17 protein-coding genes and 14 pseudogenes are annotated in these 21,683 nt (G+C 60.4%); 17 read left to right on the forward strand and 14 right to left on the reverse strand.

The genetic code is table 11. The features are described 5' to 3' along the window. Window positions 1–232: 232 nt before the first annotated feature. Together EN786_RS39530 and EN786_RS39535 are read right to left on the reverse strand one after the other, a co-directional pair. Window positions 233–634 (reverse strand): annotated as a pseudogene (locus EN786_RS39530) (transposase). A gap of 67 nt (window positions 635–701) precedes the next feature. Next, a complete protein-coding gene (locus tag EN786_RS39535; protein ID WP_348642254.1) occupies window positions 702–1,028 on the reverse strand; it encodes a transposase family protein in 327 nt (108 codons plus the stop codon). Here EN786_RS39535 and EN786_RS37930 point away from each other — a divergent pair. The 3 genes from EN786_RS37930 to EN786_RS31135 are packed head-to-tail and all read left to right on the forward strand — an operon-like array spanning window position 958 to window position 3,506. Then, window positions 958–1,140: a hypothetical protein gene (locus EN786_RS37930; RefSeq protein WP_189524329.1), complete on the forward strand. Its 183-nt coding sequence runs from the start codon at window positions 958–960 to the stop codon at window positions 1,138–1,140. The genes EN786_RS39535 and EN786_RS37930 overlap by 71 nt on opposite strands. Before the next feature lie 19 nt (window positions 1,141–1,159). Further along, window positions 1,160–1,432, forward strand: coding sequence for a hypothetical protein (locus tag EN786_RS31130; protein WP_135909368.1), 273 nt, complete (start codon window positions 1,160–1,162; stop codon window positions 1,430–1,432). Next, the gene (locus EN786_RS31135; protein ID WP_246688781.1) at window positions 1,422–3,506 is read left to right on the forward strand and encodes a recombinase family protein; all 2,085 of its coding nucleotides are present in this window, start codon (window positions 1,422–1,424) and stop codon (window positions 3,504–3,506) included. Before EN786_RS31130 ends, EN786_RS31135 begins: the two co-directional genes overlap by 11 nt. A 9-nt stretch (window positions 3,507–3,515) precedes the next feature. On the opposite strand, the pseudogene EN786_RS31140 reads toward EN786_RS31135, so the two are convergent. Further along, a pseudogene (locus tag EN786_RS31140) lies at window positions 3,516–4,012 on the reverse strand (IS21 family transposase); the annotation flags it as partial. Window positions 4,013–4,084: 72 nt separating this feature from the next. Between EN786_RS31140 and EN786_RS31145 the strand changes: the two are divergent. From EN786_RS31145 to EN786_RS31155, 3 genes are read left to right on the forward strand one after another with little or no spacing between them, the layout of a single operon-like run. After that, window positions 4,085–5,311, forward strand: a complete 1,227-nt coding sequence (locus EN786_RS31145; protein WP_135909370.1) for a tyrosine-type recombinase/integrase — start codon at window positions 4,085–4,087, stop codon at window positions 5,309–5,311. After that, window positions 5,308–6,252: a tyrosine-type recombinase/integrase gene (locus EN786_RS31150; protein WP_135909372.1), complete on the forward strand. Its 945-nt coding sequence runs from the start codon at window positions 5,308–5,310 to the stop codon at window positions 6,250–6,252. The genes EN786_RS31145 and EN786_RS31150 overlap by 4 nt, the downstream gene beginning before the upstream one ends. Continuing rightward, window positions 6,242–7,237 carry a tyrosine-type recombinase/integrase gene (locus EN786_RS31155; protein ID WP_135909374.1) on the forward strand — a complete coding sequence of 332 codons (996 nt, stop codon included), beginning with the start codon at window positions 6,242–6,244 and terminating at the stop codon, window positions 7,235–7,237. The genes EN786_RS31150 and EN786_RS31155 overlap by 11 nt, the downstream gene beginning before the upstream one ends. Before the next feature lie 107 nt (window positions 7,238–7,344). Here the strand turns inward: EN786_RS31155 and EN786_RS31160 are convergent. The 4 genes and pseudogenes from EN786_RS31160 to EN786_RS39540 form a co-directional block, all read right to left on the reverse strand. Then, window positions 7,345–7,656, reverse strand: a pseudogene (locus tag EN786_RS31160) (sigma factor-like helix-turn-helix DNA-binding protein); the annotation flags it as partial. Window positions 7,657–7,848: 192 nt separating this feature from the next. Then, on the reverse strand, window positions 7,849–8,760 hold the full coding sequence (locus EN786_RS31165) for an IS3 family transposase (protein WP_135909376.1): 912 nt from the start codon (window positions 8,758–8,760) through the stop codon (window positions 7,849–7,851). Beyond that, window positions 8,757–9,203 (reverse strand): transposase, encoded by a 447-nt coding sequence (locus EN786_RS31170; protein ID WP_246688782.1) that lies wholly within the window; start codon window positions 9,201–9,203, stop codon window positions 8,757–8,759. The genes EN786_RS31165 and EN786_RS31170 overlap by 4 nt, the downstream gene beginning before the upstream one ends. Window positions 9,204–9,299: 96 nt before the next feature. Further along, a pseudogene (locus EN786_RS39540) lies at window positions 9,300–9,647 on the reverse strand (IS21 family transposase); the annotation flags it as partial. On the opposite strand from EN786_RS39540, the gene EN786_RS37935 reads away from it, so the two are divergent. From EN786_RS37935 to EN786_RS39355, 7 genes and pseudogenes are all read left to right on the forward strand, one after another. Beyond that, window positions 9,622–9,783 (forward strand): hypothetical protein, encoded by a 162-nt coding sequence (locus EN786_RS37935; RefSeq protein ID WP_189524326.1) that lies wholly within the window; start codon window positions 9,622–9,624, stop codon window positions 9,781–9,783. The pseudogene EN786_RS39540 and the gene EN786_RS37935 sit on opposite strands and share 26 nt — an antisense overlap. A 742-nt stretch (window positions 9,784–10,525) precedes the next feature. After that, window positions 10,526–11,443: an IclR family transcriptional regulator gene (locus tag EN786_RS31180; RefSeq protein WP_135909378.1), complete on the forward strand. Its 918-nt coding sequence runs from the start codon at window positions 10,526–10,528 to the stop codon at window positions 11,441–11,443. 98 nt (window positions 11,444–11,541) lie between these two features. Continuing rightward, window positions 11,542–12,219 (forward strand): annotated as a pseudogene (locus EN786_RS38855) (site-specific integrase); the annotation flags it as partial. A 308-nt stretch (window positions 12,220–12,527) separates the two neighbouring features. Continuing rightward, window positions 12,528–12,701, forward strand: coding sequence for a hypothetical protein (locus EN786_RS37940; protein WP_189524327.1), 174 nt, complete (start codon window positions 12,528–12,530; stop codon window positions 12,699–12,701). Continuing rightward, a pseudogene (locus EN786_RS38860) lies at window positions 12,682–13,089 on the forward strand (recombinase family protein); the annotation flags it as partial. The gene EN786_RS37940 and the pseudogene EN786_RS38860, both read left to right, overlap by 20 nt. Before the next feature lie 193 nt (window positions 13,090–13,282). Then, window positions 13,283–13,348, forward strand: coding sequence for a recombinase family protein (locus EN786_RS38865; protein ID WP_246688787.1), 66 nt, complete (start codon window positions 13,283–13,285; stop codon window positions 13,346–13,348). 101 nt (window positions 13,349–13,449) lie between these two features. Next, window positions 13,450–13,635, forward strand: coding sequence for a transposase zinc-binding domain-containing protein (locus EN786_RS39355; RefSeq protein ID WP_281405022.1), 186 nt, complete (start codon window positions 13,450–13,452; stop codon window positions 13,633–13,635). Between the two features lie 21 nt (window positions 13,636–13,656). Here EN786_RS39355 and EN786_RS31200 read toward each other — a convergent pair. Beyond that, a pseudogene (locus EN786_RS31200) lies at window positions 13,657–13,877 on the reverse strand (ISL3 family transposase); the annotation flags it as partial. Between the two features lie 19 nt (window positions 13,878–13,896). On the opposite strand from EN786_RS31200, the pseudogene EN786_RS31205 reads away from it, so the two are divergent. Together EN786_RS31205 and EN786_RS31210 are read left to right on the forward strand one after the other, a co-directional pair. Next, window positions 13,897–14,292 (forward strand): annotated as a pseudogene (locus tag EN786_RS31205) (transposase); the annotation flags it as partial. Between the two features lie 365 nt (window positions 14,293–14,657). Beyond that, window positions 14,658–15,153 (forward strand): annotated as a pseudogene (locus tag EN786_RS31210) (IS630 family transposase); the annotation flags it as partial. A 292-nt stretch (window positions 15,154–15,445) separates the two neighbouring features. On the opposite strand, the pseudogene EN786_RS31215 reads toward EN786_RS31210, so the two are convergent. Next, a pseudogene (locus tag EN786_RS31215) lies at window positions 15,446–16,560 on the reverse strand (IS110 family transposase). 680 nt (window positions 16,561–17,240) lie between these two features. Between EN786_RS31215 and EN786_RS31220 the strand changes: the two are divergent. Beyond that, window positions 17,241–18,029, forward strand: a complete 789-nt coding sequence (locus EN786_RS31220; RefSeq protein WP_135909380.1) for an IclR family transcriptional regulator — start codon at window positions 17,241–17,243, stop codon at window positions 18,027–18,029. A 454-nt stretch (window positions 18,030–18,483) separates the two neighbouring features. Here the strand turns inward: EN786_RS31220 and EN786_RS31225 are convergent. From EN786_RS31225 to EN786_RS31240, 4 genes and pseudogenes are all read right to left on the reverse strand, one after another. After that, window positions 18,484–19,231: pseudogene (locus tag EN786_RS31225) on the reverse strand (IS110 family transposase); the annotation flags it as partial. Between the two features lie 141 nt (window positions 19,232–19,372). Further along, window positions 19,373–19,604 (reverse strand): annotated as a pseudogene (locus EN786_RS31230) (IS21 family transposase); the annotation flags it as partial. 16 nt (window positions 19,605–19,620) lie between these two features. Next, a pseudogene (locus EN786_RS31235) lies at window positions 19,621–20,108 on the reverse strand (IS630 family transposase); the annotation flags it as partial. Window positions 20,109–20,189: 81 nt separating this feature from the next. Next, a complete protein-coding gene (locus tag EN786_RS31240) occupies window positions 20,190–20,441 on the reverse strand; it encodes a group II intron maturase-specific domain-containing protein (protein WP_348642255.1) in 252 nt (83 codons plus the stop codon). Between the two features lie 98 nt (window positions 20,442–20,539). Here EN786_RS31240 and EN786_RS31245 point away from each other — a divergent pair. Continuing rightward, window positions 20,540–21,313 (forward strand): annotated as a pseudogene (locus tag EN786_RS31245) (IS481 family transposase); the annotation flags it as partial. Here EN786_RS31245 and EN786_RS38870 read toward each other — a convergent pair. After that, on the reverse strand, window positions 21,218–21,664 hold the full coding sequence (locus tag EN786_RS38870) for a hypothetical protein (RefSeq protein WP_246688789.1): 447 nt from the start codon (window positions 21,662–21,664) through the stop codon (window positions 21,218–21,220). The pseudogene EN786_RS31245 and the gene EN786_RS38870 sit on opposite strands and share 96 nt — an antisense overlap. Window positions 21,665–21,683 lie beyond the last annotated feature (19 nt).

Below are 21,683 nucleotides of genomic sequence, written 5' to 3' on the forward strand. Positions count from 1 at the left end.
GCTGTCCAGCCAGGGGAGCCATTCCTCGAGCGAGCTTTTCGGACGCGGAACACATCGCAGCGCTGGCCGCGCAGGACGCTACGGACGAGCTTGCGGCTATGCCCGGTCCGCTTGACGATCTGCTTGATCGGAATGCCCTGCTTCGACAATTCCAGAATGGCCTCGTTGGTTTCCTGCCGGCGCTGATATCCCTCATACTGTAGTCGTTCGGCATAGGTGAGAAGCCTCGGATCTATGATGGTGCTGCCGACGGCCTTTCGGATCTGCCGCATGGATTTGCTAACCGCGTCGAGAAAAGGCTCGGCTGGCGTTTTCCATCAGGTGCCAGCGGTCGGCCACCTGATCGGCATGCGGCAACGCCTTGGCGATCGCCTCGCCATATCCACCACCTCGGTCACGCGCGACCGTCGTGATGGGACGCATGGCCCATGAGCCATGCCTGCGATGTCGCCTGCTCGCGATCAGGCAGCAATGTCACCGGCCTGCGGCGTTCGAGATCGCAGACAATCGTCCCGTATCGCTGACCGCGCCGGAATGCAAAGTCGTCAATGCCGATGATAGCGAGCTCATCAGGTCGCTGTTCAGTCCTGCGGCGCACGACACGCAACAGGGTATCCTTGCTCACCGGCATCATGAGGCGATCGGCAAAGGCCGCAGCCGGCCTGCCGCCAAGCGCGAGCCCCAAGTGATGAACGATCGTCTCAAGACGTCCGGTCCCTTCGCGATAACGGAGCCAGAATATCGGCGCCAAACCGCTCGGCAAAAATGCGGCGGCGGCAAAGAACGGCGTCGCACCAGAAACGGCGAGCCGTTACCCGCAGGAAAACCCGCCGACCGGCGATCGGCAAATCGGCGGCTTGTCGCTGATATCGGCTCTGGGTCCGGAGTGACCTGGTCCCGCAGCACGGGTACGTTGCCGAAAGCGCCGTAGCGCGCACGTCAAGAAATACGCGATCCGTGTCGATCTCCGCATGCTCGACGACGAAGCCCGCCGGCGCCAGTTTCGTCGACCCAGATCTCCGTTCCATCGCGCTGCCGCTGCAGGCGCGATCCCTGGCGCAGCTGCTGCATTCGACACTCGGTATGAGCGTCCATCCCCGCAGCATCGAACGCGCGATCGCCCGTAAAAAAAAACGGTGAACCCCATGCGCGCACCCCGATGCTGCCGCACGGCTGCAAGGATTTCTACGAGACGCTGCGCGCCGCCGTCCTGTGCGGTCAGGCCTGCGTCAAGGACATGGGCGCCATCGTTTTTCATGGCTTTTGGCAAGGACTGGCGGTGCTGATCGCGGCCCCTCAGCCTTCCCCGTCGGTGCATCGGCGGCCCGAACCGCCGCCCACGGCTTCGGCGGCCGTGCACGATCGCCAGCTCGTGCACATGCTCGCCAACATGGTGCTGGCAGCAGAGACGCGAGGCAATCATGTCTACTGACATCGCCATGAAGGTTGGCGCCGACCATCTGCGGCGTGATGCATTCCTCTACGTGCGTCAGTCCTCTCTTCGTCAGGTGTTCGAGAACACCGAGAGCACCAAGCGGCAATACGCTTTGCGCGATCGCGCAGTGGCGCTGGGCTGGCCGATCGAACGTGTCCACGTCATCGATAGCGACCTCGGCCTCTCCGGCGCGCAGTCGCAGGACCGCGACGGCTTCCAGCACCTGGTGAGTGAAGTGGCGATGGGGCAGGCAGGGATCGTGCTGGGGCTGGAAGTGTCGCGCCTGGCACGCAACAATGCCGACTGGCACCGTCTCCTTGAGCTGGCCGCCCTGTCGCGCACGCTCATCATGGACGAGGACGGCGTCTACGATCCGGCCTATTTCAACGATCGCATGCTGCTCGGGCTGAAGGGCACGATGAGCGAGGCCGAGCTGCACATTTTGAAGTCGCGGCTGCAAGGCGGCATTCTCAACAAGGCGCGCCGCGGCGAGCTCGAGATGCCGTTGCCGATCGGACTGGTCTACACCCCTGACGCGCGGGTCGTGCTCGATCCCGACCGACAGATCCAGGACACGGTGCGGCTCCTGTTCGATACCTTCCGCCAGACCGGCTCGGCCTGCGCCGTCGTGCGCCGCCTGCGCGGCGAGAAGATCCTCTTTCCCCGGCGTATCCGCCGCGGCATCGGCAAGGTCGATTCTGTGGAGCGAGATCGACCATTCCCGCGTGCTCCAGATTCTGCACAACCCGCGCGATATGCCGGCGCGTTCGCCTATGGGCGCACGCGCAAAGCCTACAATGCCAAGCTCAGGTCCGTGCAGCTGCGCGTGGCGAGATCCGATTGGCAGGTTCTGATACCAGAAGCCCACGAGGGCTACATTTCCTGGGCCGAGTACGAGCGCAATCAGACCACCCTGGAACAGAACGCCACCGGCTTTTCACCCGGCCTGCGTGGACGCATGCCTCGCCAGGGCAGCGGTCTGTTGCAGGGACGGCTGCTGTGCGGTCGCTGCGGTGCACGTATGCGCGTCCATTACGAGCCATTCGAAGGGCGGCTGCGCCCGTATTATGTCTGCAACGAAGCCGTCGTGCGGCACGCCGGCAAACATTGCCAATGGGTGCGCGGCGCACCGGTCGACGACGCGGTGAGTGCGCTCCTGCTGGAGGCGATGGCGCCGGCAGCGATCGACGTCGCGCTTGCCGTGCAGCGGGAGATCACCCAGCGCGTGGAGCAGGCCGCGGCCCTGCGCGGCACGCAGCTGCAACGCGCCCGCTACGAGGCTGAACTGGCCCGCCGGCGCTACCTGAAGGTCGATCCGGACAACCGCCTGGACGCCGACGCGCTGGAAGCCGACTGGAACGCACGGCTGCGCGACCTCGACGCGCTCCAGCGCGAGCACGAGCGCCGGAACGAGGCCGACCGCTCGCTGCTGGACGAGCCAGCGCAGGAGCGCATCAGGGCGCTGGCCGCCGATTTCCCGCGCATCTGGAACGACGAGCGCACCGGTGCCGTCGAACGCAAGCGCATGCTCGGCCTTCTCATCGAAGATGTGACGCTGCTCGTCGACGAGCAGGTCAACATCCATATCCGCTGGCGCGGCGGGCGCACGCAGAGCCTATCGGTGACCAGACCGCGGCCCATTTCAGTGATACGCAAGACGCCGGCACAGGTCGTGGCGTTGATGAATGAGCTGCTGGAGACCGCCAACGACCAGCAGATCGCCGCCCGCCTCAATGAACTCGGGCATCGCAACTGGCGCGGCGAACCCTTCACCCTGAAGAAGGTCATACTCGTGCGCCGCACCTATGGATTGAAGAACCGGTACGAACGGCTGCGGGAGAGCGGAATGCTGACCGGCGAGGAAGTAGCCCAACAGCTCGGCGTGTGCGCCTCGACCGTTCACCAACTCGGGCGAAAGGGCATTCTCAAGCGCCATCGATACGCCACCAACCATCGATACCTGTACGAACCGCCGGGCAACGTCAGACTCGAAAAAGGCGCCGGCAGTCGATATGGTGGTCGTCCGCCCAGATTAATTGTCGCTCAACAACTCCAACAAGGTGCATCGTGATGCCTGCTCCTTGTCGCGCGGCTTGCGGCTGCGGGTCGGCAGGATGGTGGTGTCGTAATGCTCGGCCATGGCGGCAAAGGTCGCGTTCAGCGTCGGCTCGAACCACAGCGCCTTGACGACACCGGCCTTCAGGTTGTCGCACACGATCGCTTTGGTGATGCCGCCGAAGAAGGCGAGCGCTCGCACCTGACCCTCGATCCAGTCCGGCAGCTTTTGGCTGGAGCTGGCAAAGGCGAAGGTCAGATTGGAGGCGCCCAGCACCGCGACAAAAATCTGCGCCGTGTAAATGACGCCGGTCGCCGGATCGATCACCGGCACCGTCTGCCCGGCATAGTCCGTCTGCATCACTGCGCCCGCCGCATGCCGATTGCGGAATGTCGCGCTCGTCCGGCGCTCGAAAGCGGCGAAGTGCTCGCAGAACCGGCTAAAGTGTTATGCCAAACATATTAGTCGTTATGTTGCGGCCAAATTTATGTTGCGGAAGCCCTTTTCTTTCTCAGGCGTCTGGCCGTTGTTGGGTCCTTGACGCAACATAACTTAATGGCTGGCTAGCAAGCCTTTTCCAATGGAGGTTTGCTATGGATCAGACGACTGATGCCGGCCACTCGTCGGGCCACCACAATGACGACGCGCCGTTTGCCAAAGAGCGGAATCGTTACCTTCGCCACTGCGCGGAACGCGGCGCCACTCCCTTTTCTCTGAGAACCAAGCGCAGCGAACTGTTGTGGATTGCTACGCGTCTCGGCCCGGATGCCGCTTCGGAAGGCATCGACATCGAGGCGCTTCGACGGATCGCCATTGAGAGGCAACAAGCCCACGGAGCCGTCACCGCGGTGCGAAGAGTGATCGATATCGGACGACCTTGGCTTCGATTTCTCGGTTGGTGGCGTGAACCGAGTGCCGGGTTCGAGTATCAGAGCCAACTCGATGAGTATGTGAGATGGATGCGCGATGAGCGCGGCTTCACACCATCGACGCTCGAGCAATGGACCCGTGTGATCGGTAGGTTCCTGCGCTGGTGCGACCAGACGAACCGGCACCTCGGGGATCTTCAGGCCGGGGACATCGACGCTTATTTCGTTACCCAGGCAACGGGACGATGGTCCCGCGTGTCGGTCGCCAACACCGCTTCGGCTCTGCGCGGATTTCTGCGCTACGCAGGAAAGCGGGGAATGTGCGCCGACAGCCTAGCCGAATCGATTTGCCGCCCCCGACTCTACCGACAGGAGTCTCTGCCGTACGCCCCGGACTGGTCAGACGTGCAACGCATGTTGGCCGATGCCGAGACCGACAAGCCGCGGGACATCCGCGATCGTGCAATCCTGCTGCTGCTTGCGGTCTATGGAATGCGCAGCGGGGAAGTAGTGGCATTGCGCCTCGATCAGATCGACTGGGCCGGTCGGACGCTGCGGCTTTTCCGTTTGAAGCGCCGCCAGCCGCAGATTTATCCGCTCGTCTCGTCTGTTGCTGAGGCGCTCGCCCACTACATCGACACGATACGACCATCGTCGTCGTGCCCGGAAGTCTTCCTCTGCATGCAATCGCCCCGTCGGCCGTTGAAGGCGGGGAGCATCTATGATGTCGCGAACCGCAGATTTGTCGCGCTTGGAATCGAAGCGGCCCATCGCGGGGGGCACGCGCTGCGCCATGCCTGCGCCTCCCGGCTTCTTGCCGAAGGTCTGTCGATAAAAGAGATCGGAGACCACCTAGGGCATCGTAGCGCGGCGACAACCAGTATCTACGCCAAGGTGAACTTGGCAGCTCTTCGCGAGGTTGGTGCATTCGACCTGGGAGCGTTGCAATGATGCTGACCGATGTCGTCGACGTTTATCTGGCCAAGCAGCGGTCATTGGGCATGCGTTTCGAGTCCGCCGAGGTGCTGCTGCGCAGGTTCTGCCGCGTGTTGGGCAATCCCGAGATCAGCCAGATTACCCCAGAGACGGTAGCCGCGTTTCTCCAAGGCAGCGGCTCGCTCAGCGCCGCCTGGATGCTGCGCTACAAAGTCCTGAGCGGCTTTTACCGGTTCGCCGTCAGCCGCGGCCATGCGACGTTCTCGCCGCTGCCGACAACAATCCCGAAGCTGCCGCCGCAACAGACCCCGTACGTCTACTCGACAGAAGAGCTACGTCGACTGGTCGACGCGACCTCGATCCTGAAGGTTGGGCACAGTCCTCAGGTGCCGGCAATTTATCGTACCCTTCTCCTGCTGCTTTACGGTAGCGGTATGCGCATCGGCGAGGCGCTTCACTTGGTCCTGCACGACGTGGACCTGACCGAGCAGATCATCACTGTCCGCGACACGAAGTTCTTCAAAACGCGTCTTGTGCCGATCGGACCAAAGCTCAACTGCGAGCTGGCTGCGCATATCGAACGCCGGCGCCTTCTCCCTTTGTCGCGCGGGCAAGAATCACCGTTGTTCACCACGCGCGATGGCCGGCCGTGGCACTACGTGCGGGTCATTTCCTGGTTCCAGCATGTCCGCCATGCCGCCGGAATCAGTTGTCCTGTCGGCGAGCTTCGGCCGCCACGACTGCACGATATTCGTCACACGGCCGCCGTGCACCGGGTGATTGCCTGGTATCGCTCCGGCCAAGACGTGCAGCGATTGCTCCCGCAACTCGCAACCTACCTTGGTCACATCGATATCCGTTCAACACAGCGTTATCTGCACATGACGCCGGATCTCCTCGATGCAGCCAGCCAGCGCTTTGCGCAATACGCAATGGGGGCCAACCATGAAGGATGAGAGCCTCCTTGGTCCGTGGATCCGTCGTTTCCTGTTGGAGCACCTGGTTGCCGAACGCAATCTTTCCCGCAACACCCAAGCCAACTACCGCGACACGCTTACACTGCTGCTGCCGTTTGCAAGCAAGCAGGGAGGTCGTCCTATCGATCGTATGACGGTGGAGGATCTGACGCCGGCAATCGTCCGCAAATTCCTGGACCATCTGCAACGTGATCGCCGATGCAGCGAAGCAACCCGTAACCAACGGCTTGCGACCATTCATTCACTGGCACGCTTCATCGGCATGCGTTCGCGGGTCAACCTGGCCTGGTGTTCCGAGATAAGGGCGATACCATTCAAGAAGACGGCAAAGGCCGCGATCGGCTATCTCGAAAAAGCTGAGATGGATGCGCTCCTCGGCCAACCCGACAGGCGTGTGAGTCTTGGAGCGCGCGACCATGCCCTGCTGCTATTCCTCTACAACACTGGTGCGCGCGCCGATGAGGCAGCAAAGTTGACGGTCGGCAATCTTCAGCTGGGCGCGTCTCCGTCAGTGCGCCTTCATGGTAAGGGAAACAAGATCCGGGTCTGCCCGTTGTGGCCAGCGACGGCGATATCGCTGGCTCGCCTCGTGACCGATCGGGATAGGAGCGATGCAGTCTTTCTGGGGCGGATGAAGGAACCTTTGACACGGTTCGGAATACACCGCGTCGTGACGCAATATGCCGCCATGGCGAGCAAAACCGTGCCGACCCTGGCCACGAAGCGCGTCAGCCCCCATACGATTCGTCACACGACAGCCGTCCACCTCCTGCGTGCCGGCGTCGATATCAACACCATCCGCGCTTGGCTCGGCCATGTGTCGTTGGACACCACGCACATCTACGCCGAGGTTGATCTGGAAATGAAGGCCAAGGCGTTGGCCAAGGTTGATATTAGCGGCTTGAAAGAGCCCCCACGGCAGCGATCTCTGCCGTCATTAATGGCATTCCTGAAAGCCCTGTAGCGAACTCCCTCGCCGTTCTTCTTATGTGGTGGCTTGGGCCAAGGAAATCACCGAGATCCTTGGCTCATCCCCCCGAGACGCAACATAAATTTGGCCGCAACATAACAGGTATAGCCGTAGCCATCGGGATGGGCGGCACGATACTCCTGCCACAACAGCGTCAGCGTCACCCCCTTGCGCTTCAGCTCCCGGGCGATTAGCGCAAAGTCCGGTTCGCTCAGGTCTTGCGGCGGACGACCGGCACGGCCAAACAGCAGCCGCTCAAGTGCCGCGTCGTCGTGGCCCGGCGGCAGAGGCCAGCATGACAGCCCGGCCTCCCGCGCTCGCAGCAAATAGGTCGATACTGTCGTCTTACTGATCTTCAGCCGTTCCGACACCTCACGCACCGAAAGACCCTGCTCATAGGTCAGGCGCAAGATCGCTTAAATATCCCTCACGCTCGTTCGTCTCGCTTGCTTCCGTCTCGGCATGGCCCCTCTCAACGTCATCGTGAGAGACCAAAATGCCAGAACGGCGCAGCCGAGAACCGACCGTAAAATCCGCTCCCGAAAACTGTCCGGGATTTAGCGGAATCGCTGTCCGCGAATTACTGAAATCACTGGAGTGCACCCCTATCGTGAGACAGAGAAATTGCGAGACAATTCCCTGCTCGTGAGTTCAAATGCGGCATTTTCCGACGGTGTCGACAAGGTCTTTTCGTATTCCTCTGGGGTGAGATAGTCGAGTGCTGAATGCAGTCGTTGCCGATTGTAGACATCTTCAATGAAGCTCGCGATACGTCGCCGCGCATCGGGTGCATCGCGATAGGCCAATCCTGCGACTTCTTCCTGCTTCAAGGTTTTCATGAAGCTTTCCGCGCGTGCGTTATCATAAGGGTTCCCCACCCGGCTCATGCTCGGCTGGATCCCATGCCCATGGAGGATATCAGAATAGCTGGTGCAAGCGTATTGAACGCCCCTGTCGGAATGATGGATCAAACTGCCGGGAACCGGAACACGTGCGGAGATCGCCATTTTTAGGGCATCGACAGCAAGGCTGGCCCGCAAGTGGAGTTCGAGCGCCCATCCGATGACCTTGCGACTGAATGCATCGAGCACAACCGCCAGATAGGCGAACTGCTCGGCAAGGTGCAAATACGTGATGTCGGCGACCCAAAGCTGGTTGACGCCTGTCAGTTCCATGCCTCGGGCAAGGTTCGGCACCACCCGCCAGCTGTGCCGGGAATCTGTAGTGCGCGGCACAAATGGCCGAGTGCGCAAGCATAAGAGATTATCCTCCCCCATTACCCGCAACACACGTTTGTGGTTTACCTGCCAACCCTCCCGGCCAAGAAGGGCGCCGATCCGGCGATAGCCATAGTGCCGGTTGGCCAAGGCCAGCCTTTGAATGACATCTCGCAGACCAGTTTCTTCCTGCCGCGGCGCCGACTGCCGCCAGTGCCGGTAGTATCCAGCCCTGCTGACGCCGGTGAGACGGCACATCTGTTCAATTCCTGGAGAGCCTTGCGGCACATGGGCTGTCATTTTTTGAATGACCTCGAAGACGCTGCACCGCCAGGTGCGTCTTTCTGCTGTTGATTGCCCCTGACATGCCGCAAGGCTTCTTGAAAAAAATCAAGTTCAACCTGTTGCTGCCCAATCTTGCGTTCAAGTTCGACAATGCGGCGGCGGGCTTTCGCCAACGCATCGGCCCGACGCTGTTCAGCCGACAGTGCAAAACCTGCCGCCAAGGCTTGCCGATCTGGCGGTGCCTCGGGAGGCCGCTTCTTTGGGCGCCCCGGTCGGCTCGGCATTAGATTGCCACGCGTCCGCAGCTGCTCACGCCAGGCATATAAGCGTTGGCGGTGAATACCCAGTTCATCAGCTAATCGGCTGACGTTCTCCCCGTTTTGCATCCGCAAAAGCATGGAGAGTTTCTCTTGTTCGCTAAATCTCGGCTTTCTTCCAACCATTTCCAGTTCCTGCAATCCAGAAACTGTCCCCTATTTATTTGTCTCAGTCGAGGGGTGCACTCCATCACTGTCCGGGATTTAGCGAAAAGGGTGTCCGGCAATTACCGAAACACGCACATAACCGTCGGGATGCGACCCGCGATACTCCTCCCACAGGATGAGCAAGGTGACGCCGGGCTTCTTGAGCTCGACCGCAAGATCGGCCCAGTGCGGTTCCGTGCGTCGCCGCGTGCCCTGTTTGACGCCGTTGCGAGTGAAGAGTTGTGCTCAAGCGCATCGTCGGTCAGCCGCCTGGCAAGGGCCAGCTCAATCCGATTGCCGCTGCGCGCTGCAAATTATCCTGCACCGTACTGCGCGCTATTCCCAACACAACGGCAATCTCGCGGGAGCTCGTCCCGCTCCGGCAAGCCGCAGCATTTGTCGTAACTGTCTCATGGTCAGCCTTCTCTTTGCCGGCATCAAAATCTCCCCGTTCATCGCGTGGCATTTGATGCCAAAGTTGCTGACCCAGGAGGTAATCTTCGGTGCCGAAAACTGGCCGGCTTTTGATTGGAATGGTGGCCGGCTTCAAATCGGAATGGTGGCCGGTGTTTGATCGGAATGGCGGCCGGCTTCACGTCGGAATCCGCACCTGCCGCCGCAAGCGGGATATTGGTGCAGCCGTCTCAAGCGGCGACCGTATGTGAGTTTGACTAGGCTCGATTGACCGAGCCGTGTCACGCAATCGGGCCCAGTTCTGGATTCCGCCGCCAATTGGAGCAACACGATGCCGCCCTAACACACCTCTTGACCTCAGCATCGTCATGTGAGCCCGGGATCAAACACTTAGTCGGCTTCATGGGCCGTCGCCAGGGAGGCACGCTCCCCTGATCGCTCGCCGCGGCAGTGTATACCTCGCGCATGGGCGGAGGCGGGACCACGGCAGGGGAATGCCCGTCAGACGCTTTGTGGCCGGCAAATTCACCGACGCCCGCAGTAAGATAGGAACAGCCCCGGACGCACAATCGGGAATGGGTAGCCGATCCCGCGCATCAGAGCTTGATCACCGGCGTCCTTCAGTTCCGCCTCCTCCCATGCGCGATCATCAGCATGAACAGCGGCCTTCATTCAGCAAACTTGGAAACATTGACGCGCAGGCAAACCCTTCCCGGGCAGCAGTCTTGAACCTAACGGTTCGTATTTACAAGCTTATTACATCGCACAACTCCCTTTCTGCCGCTAAGGTATCCATGAGAAAGTAATATATTTTAGAATATACTGGATCATGTGATTGATAAGATGGCCAGATCATAGTATGGAGTTTGTTCCATCTCTCTCCCCCTTGGACATTGTGTACTATGAAAGGTTCCAATATTCTTATAGAACGGTGCTTCGCCACGATCGAACTTTTGGCGGATGAAGCGAAGAGCCTGCGTCTCGAAGATATCGCCGAGCGTCTCGATCTGCCGAAAAGCGCAGTCCATAGATTGCTAACGACCCTTTGCTTGATCGGCTGGATCGAGCAGGATTCTAAAACCGGCCCTTATCGCCTGACATTGCGACTTGCTATTCTCGGGCGGCGATTCATGGTTGCAACCGAAATCCCTGATATCTGCCAATGTATCGTGGATCGCCTTGCCCAAGACAGCAAAGAACTCGTGCGCATGGCCACCGTCAAACAGGATGGGCTGGCTTGGACTGCCTGCGCGCAAGGCGCGAAGGCTGGTCTAATCTATGAGCCTGAGACAACCGCAGAAGTGCCCCTACCGGTTACTGCCGACGGGAAGGCCTGGCTTGCCACTTTAACCGCGGGAGCCGCAGCCAAAGCAGTACTGAAAAACGGATTCGGGCGGCCCGGCAGCTATGGCCCCAAAGCCGTTCGGACCATTGAGGCCATCATACGCGAACGCGAATGCACACGAGAACAGGGCTGGGCCTTGGCAGTAGATGAAGCTGAACTTGGTGTGACATCGATAGCCGCAGCAATACGTCCAAATGACGGACCGGCAGTCGGTACGGTGAGTGTCGCCGGGCCAATCCTTCGGTTGAACGGTGGAAGGATTCTGGAAATATCGCGGTTGATCTCCGTGGCAGCAGACGCTCTTGCGACGCTTTGGCCGCTGCGAGATATTCAGGCTTCGCGGCAACGGTCTGTTGCGCAAGCGATGATTAGTACCGAGCCCACACGGCGCCTCGACTCCTTACTAGAGCATCTTCGATTAACGCAGAGTCGGTTTGGGGATTCACGCGAGAGGGGTCCTGTCAGATTGAACTAAACCGCTGCCGCGGTAACTGATGCGGGGGTCTGGCCTGAGGAGGCCCCTGTCTGAGAAGATTTGGTGTCGAGCCAACCTTCCAGACAGGAGAACCCCAAATGGCCCAGATAAGCCCTCTGCGTCAGCGGATGATTGAAGATCTGACGATCCGCAATTTGTCACCGGAGACCCAGCGATCCTACGTGCATCACGTGGCGAAATTCAGTTTGGACGATCACCCGATCAACTGGGATATGAAGAGGTGCGCGCCTATCACGCCTATCAGGCCCACCTGGTGGGCCGAAGGGTCTCGTGGGGCGCGTTGAACCAGACCGTTTGCGCCTTGCGTTTCTTCTACGGCGTGACGCTGGGATGATCTGATCTGCCTGAGCGGATCGCTTACGCCCGGACGCCGCGCAAGTTGCCGGTCGTGCTGAGCGCCGATGAGGTGGCCGGCTTTCTGCAGGCCGTGAAGGGGACGAGGAACCGGGTCGCTCTGATGACCACCTGTGCGGCGGCGCGTCTGCAGGTGACGGATATCGATAGCAGCCGGATGATCATTCGCATCGAGCAGGGCAAGGGCGGCAAGGACCGCTATGTGTTGCCGTCGCCGCAGCTGTTGGAGATTTTGCGCGTCTATTGGCGGTTGACCAAACCGGGACGATGGCTGTTTCCCCGGCGCGATGGCCGCGGCCCGATCCGTTGAGAAGCGGGTGACGGTGCACACCCTTCGCCACAGCTTCGCCACCCACCTTTTGGAAGCCGGCACGGACATAAGGATCATCCAGGTGCTGCTCAAAACAACGAAATACTGCCCGCCAACAGCCTGAAGAAGGGCGGACTTACTATCCATTTCATCCGCGCTGCGGTGAGACGGTGCTCATTCTGAAGCGCTATGCGTACCCTGGTTCCGATTTGGTGGTCATTGCGCAGCCTGACGGCTCCTTTGCCTGCATACCGGCTTGGATGACGCGCGAGACGGCGACGCACTTCAAGCTGTCGGCGCAGCCGCAGTTTTCCCTCGGGGCCTTGCAATCTCTGCGCGCCGAGATCGATGCGCTTTTAGGATTTCCCCAGTCCGACTCAACGACGGAGAAAGATCGCAATGAAGCGCCAATTCGAAAGTCCCCAGCCAAGCCTGTTCGAACTGGGCGAGCCAAGCGTTGTGCTGACACGGGCACAGGAGATCGAGCTGACGATGCTGATGGAGACCCTGCTGCGCGAGATCGCGATGGCACTTGCAAACGGGGAGATCGCAAATGACCAAGATCACGGCTGAGCATCTTGCGCGCAATGCTTCGTCTATATCCGTCAGTCGACGGCCGATCAGCTTATGCACAATCCGGCAATACGGACTCGCCGATCGCGCTCGGCAGTTCGGCTGGGCCACGATCGAGGTCATCGGCGATCATCTCGGCCGCTCGGGCGGCGGCATCAATCGACCAGGTTTCGAGCGGCTCCTGGCGGCGATCTGCGAAGGGCATGCGGGCGCCGTGTTCGCGATCGAGGCCTCTCGGTTGGCGCGCAACGGCCGCGACTGGCATACGCTGATCAAGTTCTGTGGATTGGTCGGGACCGTCATCGTCGACGAGGACGGAATCCACGATCCTCGGCATCCCAATGATCGGCTATTGCTTGGTATGAAGAGCACGGTGAGCGAGCTCGAGTTGTCACTGTTCCGTCAGCGCTCGCAAGAGGCACTGAAGCAGAAAGCCCGCCGGGGCGCGCTGTTCCTCGGTGTCGCCGCTGGCTATGTGAAGACCGGGCGCGAGCGGATCGAAAAGGACCCGGACCAGCGCGTGCAGGATGCGTTGAGGCTGGTGTTCGCGAAGTTCGCCGAGCTACAGAGCGTGCAATACCGTGCACAACATTCTGACCAACCCGGTCTATGCGGGTGCCTATGCCTTCGGGCACACCACAAGCTAGGTCATCAATGAGGAGGGCCGCAAACGCGTGCGCCGCGGGCTGCGGCGCCCTCAGATGGAATGGGACGTCCTGCTTAAGGACCAGCACGAAGGCTAGGGCTTCTGCGTTGCGGCCATTCGTCTGATTATCGCCGCGAGCATGCCGGCCATCTCGGGCGTGTCGAGCGCCGGGTCATAGCCGCGGTGGAGGCGTGCCGGACCTCGGCCCTGGGCGGTCACGCCGAACACTGCACCGACTGCGGCCTCGTGCGGCAAGCCTATAACTCCTGGTATGGGCAGATCCTGTAATGGGGAGCTGGCGTGGCCCATGAGCCATGCCTGCGATGTCGCCTGCTCGCGATCAGGCAGCAATGTCACCGGCCTGCGGCGTTCGAGATCGCAGACACCGGCATCATGAGGCGATCGGCAAAGGCCGCAGCCGGCCTGCCGCCAAGCGCGAGCCCCAAGTGATGAACGATCGTCTCAAGACGTCCGGTCCTTCGCGATAACGGAGCCAGAATATCGGCGCCAAACCGCTCGGCAAAAATGCGGCGCCCGCCAGCGCCAGGAGCAATGTTAAAGAATTTGAAGGGGATTGGCCCGGAATTCGCCGGTGTCCTGTGGTCGGAGGGGTTGTTCCGAAACTTTTCCAACCGACGGCAGGTTGCCGCTTATGCCGGATTGGCACCGACGCCTTGGCGGAGCGGATCCGTCGCGCACGAACAAGGCGTCTCCAAAGCCGGAAACCCGCGGCTGCGAACAACCATGATCCAGCTCGCCTGGTTGTGGGTAAGGCATCAGCCCCGTTCGATGCTGAGCCTGTGGTTTCATCAGCGCGTACAGCTCAATGGTGGCCGAGTCCGCAAAGTGCTGATCGTTGCCTTGGCGCGAAAGCTGCTGATCGCCTTCTGGAAATATGTGACCGCCGGGGTTGTGCTGGAAGGAGCCGAGACAACGGCCGCGTGAAAACAGACGCTTCCCCCCTTTCATCTTCCGGGGCCTGATCAGCTCCGGCGGATCCAGGTGAGCGGACCGAAATTTGGCTTGGCTTAAAAAGCCGCAGAAGAGAATGGTCCCGCGCTCCTGAGCCCTTGCCCGACGCAAGCGGGATATTGGTGCGGCCGATGTGGAGCGGCGACGGATGTGAGTTTGAAGCGGCATCGGAAACGGGCCGGGTCACGCAAACGGGCTCAGATCTTGGATACGAAGCAACGACCGGAGATTTACCATGGCATCCTGAATCGAACATCTTGACCCACAAATCCCCATGTGAGCCAGATTGCGCGGCGACAAACAAGGTGAGACTCGTCTCATCCAGATTGTCGCGCCATAGCCAGATCCAGGCGCTGGACCGCACCCAGCCAGGACTTCCTTTAAAGAAGGGACGAGGTGGTACGATGACGCATGATTACAGGCGCCACGGGACCACCACCCTGTTTGCTGCCCTCAATATTCTTGACGGCTCGGTGATCGGCCGCAACATGCAGCGACACCGGCATCAGGAGTTCATCCCTTTCCTAAAACGTGATTGAGTCGCAACTGCCGACGGATAAGGCAGTCCCTTCCGCGATGGACCTTCCACTTCGTTCTAACATCATGTTCATGGCTCAAACTGTCGAGGGCTTCTTCGCCAAACTGACACGACGAAGACTGAAACACGGCGTCTTCGACTCCGTCGTCGACCTGCAGGCGGCAATCAACCGCTTCATGACTGAGCACAATCACGAACCGCGGCCATTCGTCTGGAAAGCAGACCCCGACGAGATCATCGCAGCAGTCAAACGCGGGCACCAAGAGTTGGAAGCAATCCACTCTCATGATTGCTGACTAGGGTTTTTTGCAATGCGGTTGGCCCGCCGATCCGATCGGCGGTCGAGTCACTTGTACGGCGGATATGAGGTGCAAGAGGCGGGACTTGAACGTCGGTCAACAATCTCTCATCCGCGGGTCGGGCCGCATGACCTTGTTTCGTTGGGGCTGCCTCTGTCTAGGTGGCGAGCGTCGAGGCTCATAGTGGAGACGAGGGCTCCCCGGCATTGTCCCGCCTCCAGCGCCGCATATCGCGCCGAGGCTGATCCTGTGTTGTGGTCTCCCCTGCTGGCTGTCTGTCAAATAGTGGTCATGCCGCCTTTGGCGCGGATTGAACCGTGCAGGCGATCGACCAGATGAAGCCCACCATCTCGCGTGCGATGGCGACATTGACGACGTTCGCATTCTTGCCGCGCGCGCTCAGCCGACGATATCGGGTGCACAGTCGAACTTGCGCTTTCCACCCGATATCGCGAACGACTTTCGGCAGCGCCTCGATCCGGTCGACCTTGTGCCGGCCGATGCGCGCTCTCATCCGGTAAGCCCAGGCGCCTTCGACCAGCGCGCGCCGGGCATGAGTGTTGCCGGTCTTGGTAATGCCGCCGCGCCAGACGGTCTCACCACTCGATTGTTCTCCGGGGACCAGGCCGAAATAGGCCATGAGCTGGCGTGGGTTTGAGAAGCGTGTGAAGTCACCGACCTCCGCGACCAGCACCACGGCATTAATCAGCGCGATGCCGCGCATCGCCTGCAAGGCGTCAACGACGGGGCGCTGGTTCCATTCCGGGAGCAGGCTGAGTATCTGTTCCTCGACCTGCTGGAGGCGCCGTTCCGCATCCATGACCGCATCGACGTAGTCCTGAAATGCGACCTGCTGAGCGGGATGATCGAAGGCCAATGTCGAAAGCCATCGCCGGTAAGCCTTTCGCCAGCCGTCCCGCGCTCATGCTTGCGCCCGTGACGCAGCAGAAATCCTTGAAGATGTTGGCGCGCTCGCGTCACCACCTGTCGCACGACGCTGCGCAGCCGGATCAGGTCGCGCATGGCTTCATGATCGGCGTCGGGCACCTAGACGGGGGTCAACTCTCCGGCCCGGTGAAGGCGGGCAAGCATGGTGGCGTCGCGACGGTTCGTCTTCACCCGATCGCCAGGCTTCCGCGGAATCAGCGATGGCGCCACCACGTCGCACCGATGGCCGAGGCGCGTGAGTTGGCGATGAACGCCATAGCCGCACGGGCCGGCCTCATAACAAAACGCCAGTGGCTTGCCGGACCGCCCGAGACGGTCGCACAGCTTGCTGATGGTATCAGCATCATTGGCAATCTCGCCGAGATAGTCCACTGAGCCGGAGCGTCCGCTCTCCGCCACCGCGACCGAGATCGGCTCCTTGTGAATATCCAAACCGACAAATCTGATATGGTCCATACGGCCCGTCTCCTATGCATGAGGCTCTGCGCCGGCCAGCCGGCTTAACCCTCGTACCGTTGCATATCGGATGACGGGCCGCCCTCACGCCCAGTAATCATAGGGACTAGGCGCGGCTCCGCCTTCGACTACAACATCCCGGCCAAGCGCGCCCAAGAACGATCCCGCGAAAAGGCAGAAGCTGCCTATGCAGCAGCGACTTCCCGATGGCGAACGAGGCCCGAAAGCCAAAGGCTGTGGAAAAAGCCGCCGAATAAGAAGAAGGACTATTCCACAAATCCGTCTGCATCGGCTTGCCGGGCGCATCTAATGCCATTCGACGCGGTTCTGATCCGCCCAGGGGCGTTCGAGGTGAACTCGCTGCCATACAGCATCTACGGAATGACGGAGCGGCGGCCACCGAGAGAGCGGTGCGTCAGCTTTTCGCCGTAGCGCGCATGACGTCAATTTTCAGCCCAGCAGGGACGAACGATTGCATGACGGGCTTCTACTCCACACTTGTAGACGTTGACCGCCGACTTGTCCACGGATAAGGAAAGGATTCGCAATTGGAATACCATTCTGGTCATTATTGACGCGCCTGCTCTCCCCGTAGAGCGTTGTAACCTCCTTCCGGATGCGCTTGACCGGCACCATTAGAAGTAGAATATCGTTGTTAATCGAACGGTTAGGAGGTTGACATGCGGGTTGTGAACTCTCTTGTTGAGCGGTGTTTTGCTGTCGTTGAGCTGCTTGCGACGGAAGCATCGGCGATGAGGCTCGGCGAACTTGCCGAAAAGCTCGACCTGCAAAAAAGTGCCGCCCACCGAATGCTCACCACTTTGTGCGAAATAGGCTGGGTTGAGCAGGAGCCGGTCACCGGTTTTTACAAGCTGTCTCTCAGATTGGCCATTCTGGGACAACGCTTCCTGAGCGCTACGCACCTAACTGACGTCTGCCAGCCAGTGTTGGAGGAGTTGGCTAGCGAAAGTGCCGAGCTTGTTCGTATGGCGGTTGTGCAAGGTGAGACGTTGACCTGGATTTCACAGGTCCAAGGCGCTCGGAATGGTCTAAAATATCAACCCGAGCTGGTTGCGAGAGTTAGTTTGGCGACCACAGCCAATGGCAAGGCTTATCTGTCGACACTAGATCCGACAGACGCAATTCGCATCGCCGTCAATGACCGCGGGCGCAACGCGCAGAAGGCTATTACCTCCGTGGAAGAGTTTATGCGAGAGCTGGCGTTGACTAAGAAAAGAGGTTGGGCAATTTCCGTTGAGGAAGCTGAGCCCGGCGTCGTTGCGATTGCCGCCCCTATCACTTTGGCGGGTGGCCAAACGGTCGGCACCGTCAGCGTCGCTGGACCGAGTTCACGGTTAACTCAAGACCGGCAAGAAAAAGTTGCTTCGTCGGTGTTATCAACAGCAGCCAAACTTGGAGAACTCTGGCCTTTAAGGCAAAGATACGACAACGTAGAGCAATCGGCATAGTCCCTCTCCACGATTCGCCGGCTATGTGGGGAGAGTCAACTTTGCCAATGTTGGCAAGACAGTCTGCTCTCGATCGCGTGACTGACAAGCAGATGCCTTGCCGCGGCGCGGGCGATCATTGCTGCGCGGCCAAGAGGCGCACCGAGAAAATACAGTTCACATTTCCCCCTCGATCGATGCCAGCACAGAATTTATGCAGCTTGCGATAGACCATGCCTCAAGCGCGCTTAAGGGTTGGCGTGCCCATTTGTTTGTAGAATGTGAAGCCCTTACTTCTCTCCGAGGTCGGCCGTTGCCGACTCGATGGGATCAGAGAGAATGGGCGGAGCCATCTAAGCCGCGCGCTCGGCTGAGCCGGCGCTCGAGTTTCTCGGATCTCACCCACTCCCGTCGTCCGTCGGGACCTCCTCCGTGCCGGAGGAGCTCGGTGTTGCGTAATGCCGATGCGGCAACCTCAGGCCACTGTCGTCGACGAGCGGAAGTCCGTTTCGTCCCTCCACATGCGATGCAGCACGATCCCGAGCTTGTACGCCACGGCCACGGGCGCGTTCTGCATGATTCGCGGCTTGGCAACAGCCAGACCCCATGCCATAAGCGGGTTCCAGCGGCCAGGCGTGCCCGTCAGTAGCACGAGGGGACTGCCTCATAAAGTGCAGCGCGCATCATGGCGCCGTCACACCTCGATACGCGTCCGACGCGCATCGTCTCACTGCGATCGCCCGAACCGGCCGGGTTGTCCACGCAGGTGCGATAGGTGAGCGCGACGACCGGTCCTTGGCCAGTTGCGTCCTCAGTGCCGAGCGCGCCTCCAGCAGCGGCAACACCACGGCGACCACGAAAGGGAAGGTCGAGCACACGATCGCGCACGCGCTGTTCGAAGCCGGCGGCTCCGACGATGCCGACCTTCAGGCCGAAGTTACGCAACTGGTCGCGCAGGTCGCTCTCGATGTAGGCTTGCGCTGCAGGAGCTTGCGCGAGGTCAGCAGCAGCCGACGCTGCTGGCTTGCCGGAGTCTGGACGTGGACAGGCTTGAACAGGCGGACCCGCATCATCTGCGCAAGGCCGAGCGCGTCGTTGCGGTGAGTCATATTGATCCGGGCCGATAGCGCAGCGTGCATATGCCGGGTGTCGACGCAGATCGCTGGCAATCCCGCCTCAGCCAAGCCGGCGTAGAGCCAAGGCGAGAGCGGTCCTGTCTCCAGACTGATGTCAATGGACATCGACGTTTCCGCAAAAGTGGGCATCCAATTTTGCCTATCTGGCGGGTGGAGTTTCCGGTGATCAGCCGGCGTCTTGATCGATTTCAGTCCTGCTGGGCGCCCACGCTTTTCGGCGGTGGCGGTGCACAGTTCCTCGTGGCGATGCGTCAGATCGACCTTGGCGTCGGGCACAGAGGTTACGGGAGGCCGCCGACAAGCTGTCGCTGCGATGATAGAGCGGCGAACCGCCGACCGACCACAGCGCGTTCTGCAGGCCCTCTGCCAGAGCCATGAAGCTTTCGCCGCCAAGGATGACATGGGCGTGCTCGAAGCCCGACCAGGCCAGCCCGAAGTGATAGAGTAGATGGTCGAGCGGCTAGAGCACGTCCTGTTTAATCTGGGTCATATCCTGCAGCCTTGAAGTAGTTTGCGCATTCGGCTGGTGTGAACTGGTCGAGGATCGAACCGACAGCGTCCCACAGGCGTTGATGGTTCTCTCGGCTTTGGCGCGCATGAGAGCCTTGAGTTTTGAGAAGGCGTTTTCGATCGGATTAAAGTCGGGGCTGTAGGGCGGCAGGAACATGAGCCTCGCGCCGGCCGTTTCGACCGCGTCTCTCACGCCGGCCGCCTTGTGGGCGGGGAGATTGTCCATGATGACTACGTCGCCCTCTGACAATGTCGGGACCAGCACCTGCTCGACATAGGCCAGGAACACGTTGCCGTTCATGGCGCCGTCGTAGACGAAGGGCGCGGTCATGCCCGTCAGCCGTAGCGCGCCGGTGAAGGTGGTGGTCTTCCAATGGCCGCGCGGCACGCCGGCCCGGCAGCGCTCACCGCATGGCGCTCTTCCACGCAGGCGCGCCATCTTTGTGGAGAGGCCGGGGTGAGTAGGCCGGAGGAATTTCACCTGCCGGCCTCTCGCAGAACGGGTGCGTGAACCTCTCGATTCACACCGCTCCCATCAGGCGAACGTATTCGTTCCGAACACCTTCCAATGCACGAACAGTCCGGGATTTTCCCGTGCCAGCTTTCTCAAGAAGAGGCTGGCACGCGTCTTATGGGACTGAAAGCGCTTGAACTTGCGCATGATCCACGCCCTGAGCTTCCGGTTGACGTAATCAGCCAGAGTGGACAGGGCCGAACGGCTGAACCGGCCGTAATAGGCTATCCATCCCCGAAGGAGCGGATTGAGCTGTAAAAGTTTAAACTTTATCTGACAGACGGTGTCCTAGGCTGAAGCTTGAGCCGAGGCTGGGCGCGGAGTGGTCAGGGTTCGCAGCGCCTAGCCTCGGCGTTAGAAAGGACACTGACATGACCAAGGACCAAAAGATCATCCGCGCCAAGGTGGGGCTGCTGGAGCTGGCCAAACAGCTCGGCAATGTCAGCCAGGCCTGCAAGATGATGGGCTATTCGCGCGAGAGCTTCTACCGCTTCAAGGAGCTTTACGAGACCGGCGGCGAACTGGCGCTGCAGGAACTGACGCGCAGGAAGCCGCTGTTGGCCAACCGCACGCCGCCCGAGGTCAAGGCGATAATCCTCGAGCTGACGCTGGAATATCCCGCCTATGGGCAGACCCGCATCGCCAACGAAATGCGCAAGCTCGGCAACTCGGTCTCGCCGTCGGGCGTCCGCGGGGTGTGGCAGCGTCACGATCTGGAGACGATGAAGAAGCGGCTGAAGGCGCTGGAGGCCAAGGTCGCCCAGGACGGTATCGTGCTCACCGAGAGCCAATTGGCGGCGCTGGAAAAGGCCAAGCTGGACAAGGAGGCGCATGGTGAGTTCGAGAGTGAATGCCCGGGTTATTGCGGCGGCCAGGACACCTTCTATGTCGGCAACATGAAGGGCGTCGGACGCATCTACCAGCAGACCTTCCTCGACACCTATTCGAAAGTCGCCTTCACCAAGCTCTATGACCGCAAGACGCCGATCACCGCCGCCGATCTCCTAAACGACCGCGTGGTGCCGTTCTTCGACGCCCACGAGGTGAAGCTAAGCCGGGTGCTGACCGACCGCGGCACCGAATATTGCGGCAATCCCGAGCATCACGAGTACGAGCTCTATCTGGCGGTCGAGGACGTGGATCATCCTATCGGACAGGCAAAACCGACCATTCTCAGACGCCGACTGTCCGATCAAGTGCAAACTTCTACAGTTCAAACTTTTAATCGTCGCTCGCATCGATTTCAGTGCCGTGGGGCTGGCCGCAGGCGTGTAGCCACAGAAGAACTCGTCTCGCTGTGTCTTCGCCACCCGTCGCGGCCGGAATTTATACCCGAGGAAGTCGAACACGACATTCGGGTATTTGCCCCTGCGCCTTTGGTCCTTGCGATAGACGATCTTGGTCTTTGTCGGATGCATTTGAAGCCCGCATGCCGCCAGTCGAGCACCAAGCTCCGCCTTGAGGGCTTCGGCTTGCTGTTCACTCCGGCAGTGCACAAGGCCATCGTCAGCATAT

Origin of the sequence: Mesorhizobium sp. M4B.F.Ca.ET.143.01.1.1 (assembly GCF_004792275.1) — a bacterium.
Lineage (GTDB): Bacteria > Pseudomonadota > Alphaproteobacteria > Rhizobiales > Rhizobiaceae > Mesorhizobium > Mesorhizobium abyssinicae.

What these genes read in the sequence shown, in the direction of transcription:
- EN786_RS31165 (WP_135909376.1), bottom strand. Translation starts at nt 8,760, where the DNA reads ATGACAGCCCATGTGCCGCAAGGCTCTCCAGGAATTGAACAGATGTGC.
- EN786_RS31155 (WP_135909374.1), top strand. Translation starts at nt 6,242, where the DNA reads ATGAAGGATGAGAGCCTCCTTGGTCCGTGGATCCGTCGTTTCCTGTTG.
- EN786_RS31220 (WP_135909380.1), top strand. Translation starts at nt 17,241, where the DNA reads ATGCGGGTTGTGAACTCTCTTGTTGAGCGGTGTTTTGCTGTCGTTGAG.
- EN786_RS37935 (WP_189524326.1), top strand. Translation starts at nt 9,622, where the DNA reads ATGGTCAGCCTTCTCTTTGCCGGCATCAAAATCTCCCCGTTCATCGCG.
- EN786_RS31135 (WP_246688781.1), top strand. Translation starts at nt 1,422, where the DNA reads ATGTCTACTGACATCGCCATGAAGGTTGGCGCCGACCATCTGCGGCGT.
- EN786_RS31180 (WP_135909378.1), top strand. Translation starts at nt 10,526, where the DNA reads ATGAAAGGTTCCAATATTCTTATAGAACGGTGCTTCGCCACGATCGAA.
- EN786_RS31150 (WP_135909372.1), top strand. Translation starts at nt 5,308, where the DNA reads ATGATGCTGACCGATGTCGTCGACGTTTATCTGGCCAAGCAGCGGTCA.
- EN786_RS39535 (WP_348642254.1), bottom strand. Translation starts at nt 1,028, where the DNA reads ATGGAACGGAGATCTGGGTCGACGAAACTGGCGCCGGCGGGCTTCGTC.
- EN786_RS31145 (WP_135909370.1), top strand. Translation starts at nt 4,085, where the DNA reads ATGGATCAGACGACTGATGCCGGCCACTCGTCGGGCCACCACAATGAC.
- EN786_RS31130 (WP_135909368.1), top strand. Translation starts at nt 1,160, where the DNA reads ATGCTGCCGCACGGCTGCAAGGATTTCTACGAGACGCTGCGCGCCGCC.
- EN786_RS37940 (WP_189524327.1), top strand. Translation starts at nt 12,528, where the DNA reads ATGAAGCGCCAATTCGAAAGTCCCCAGCCAAGCCTGTTCGAACTGGGC.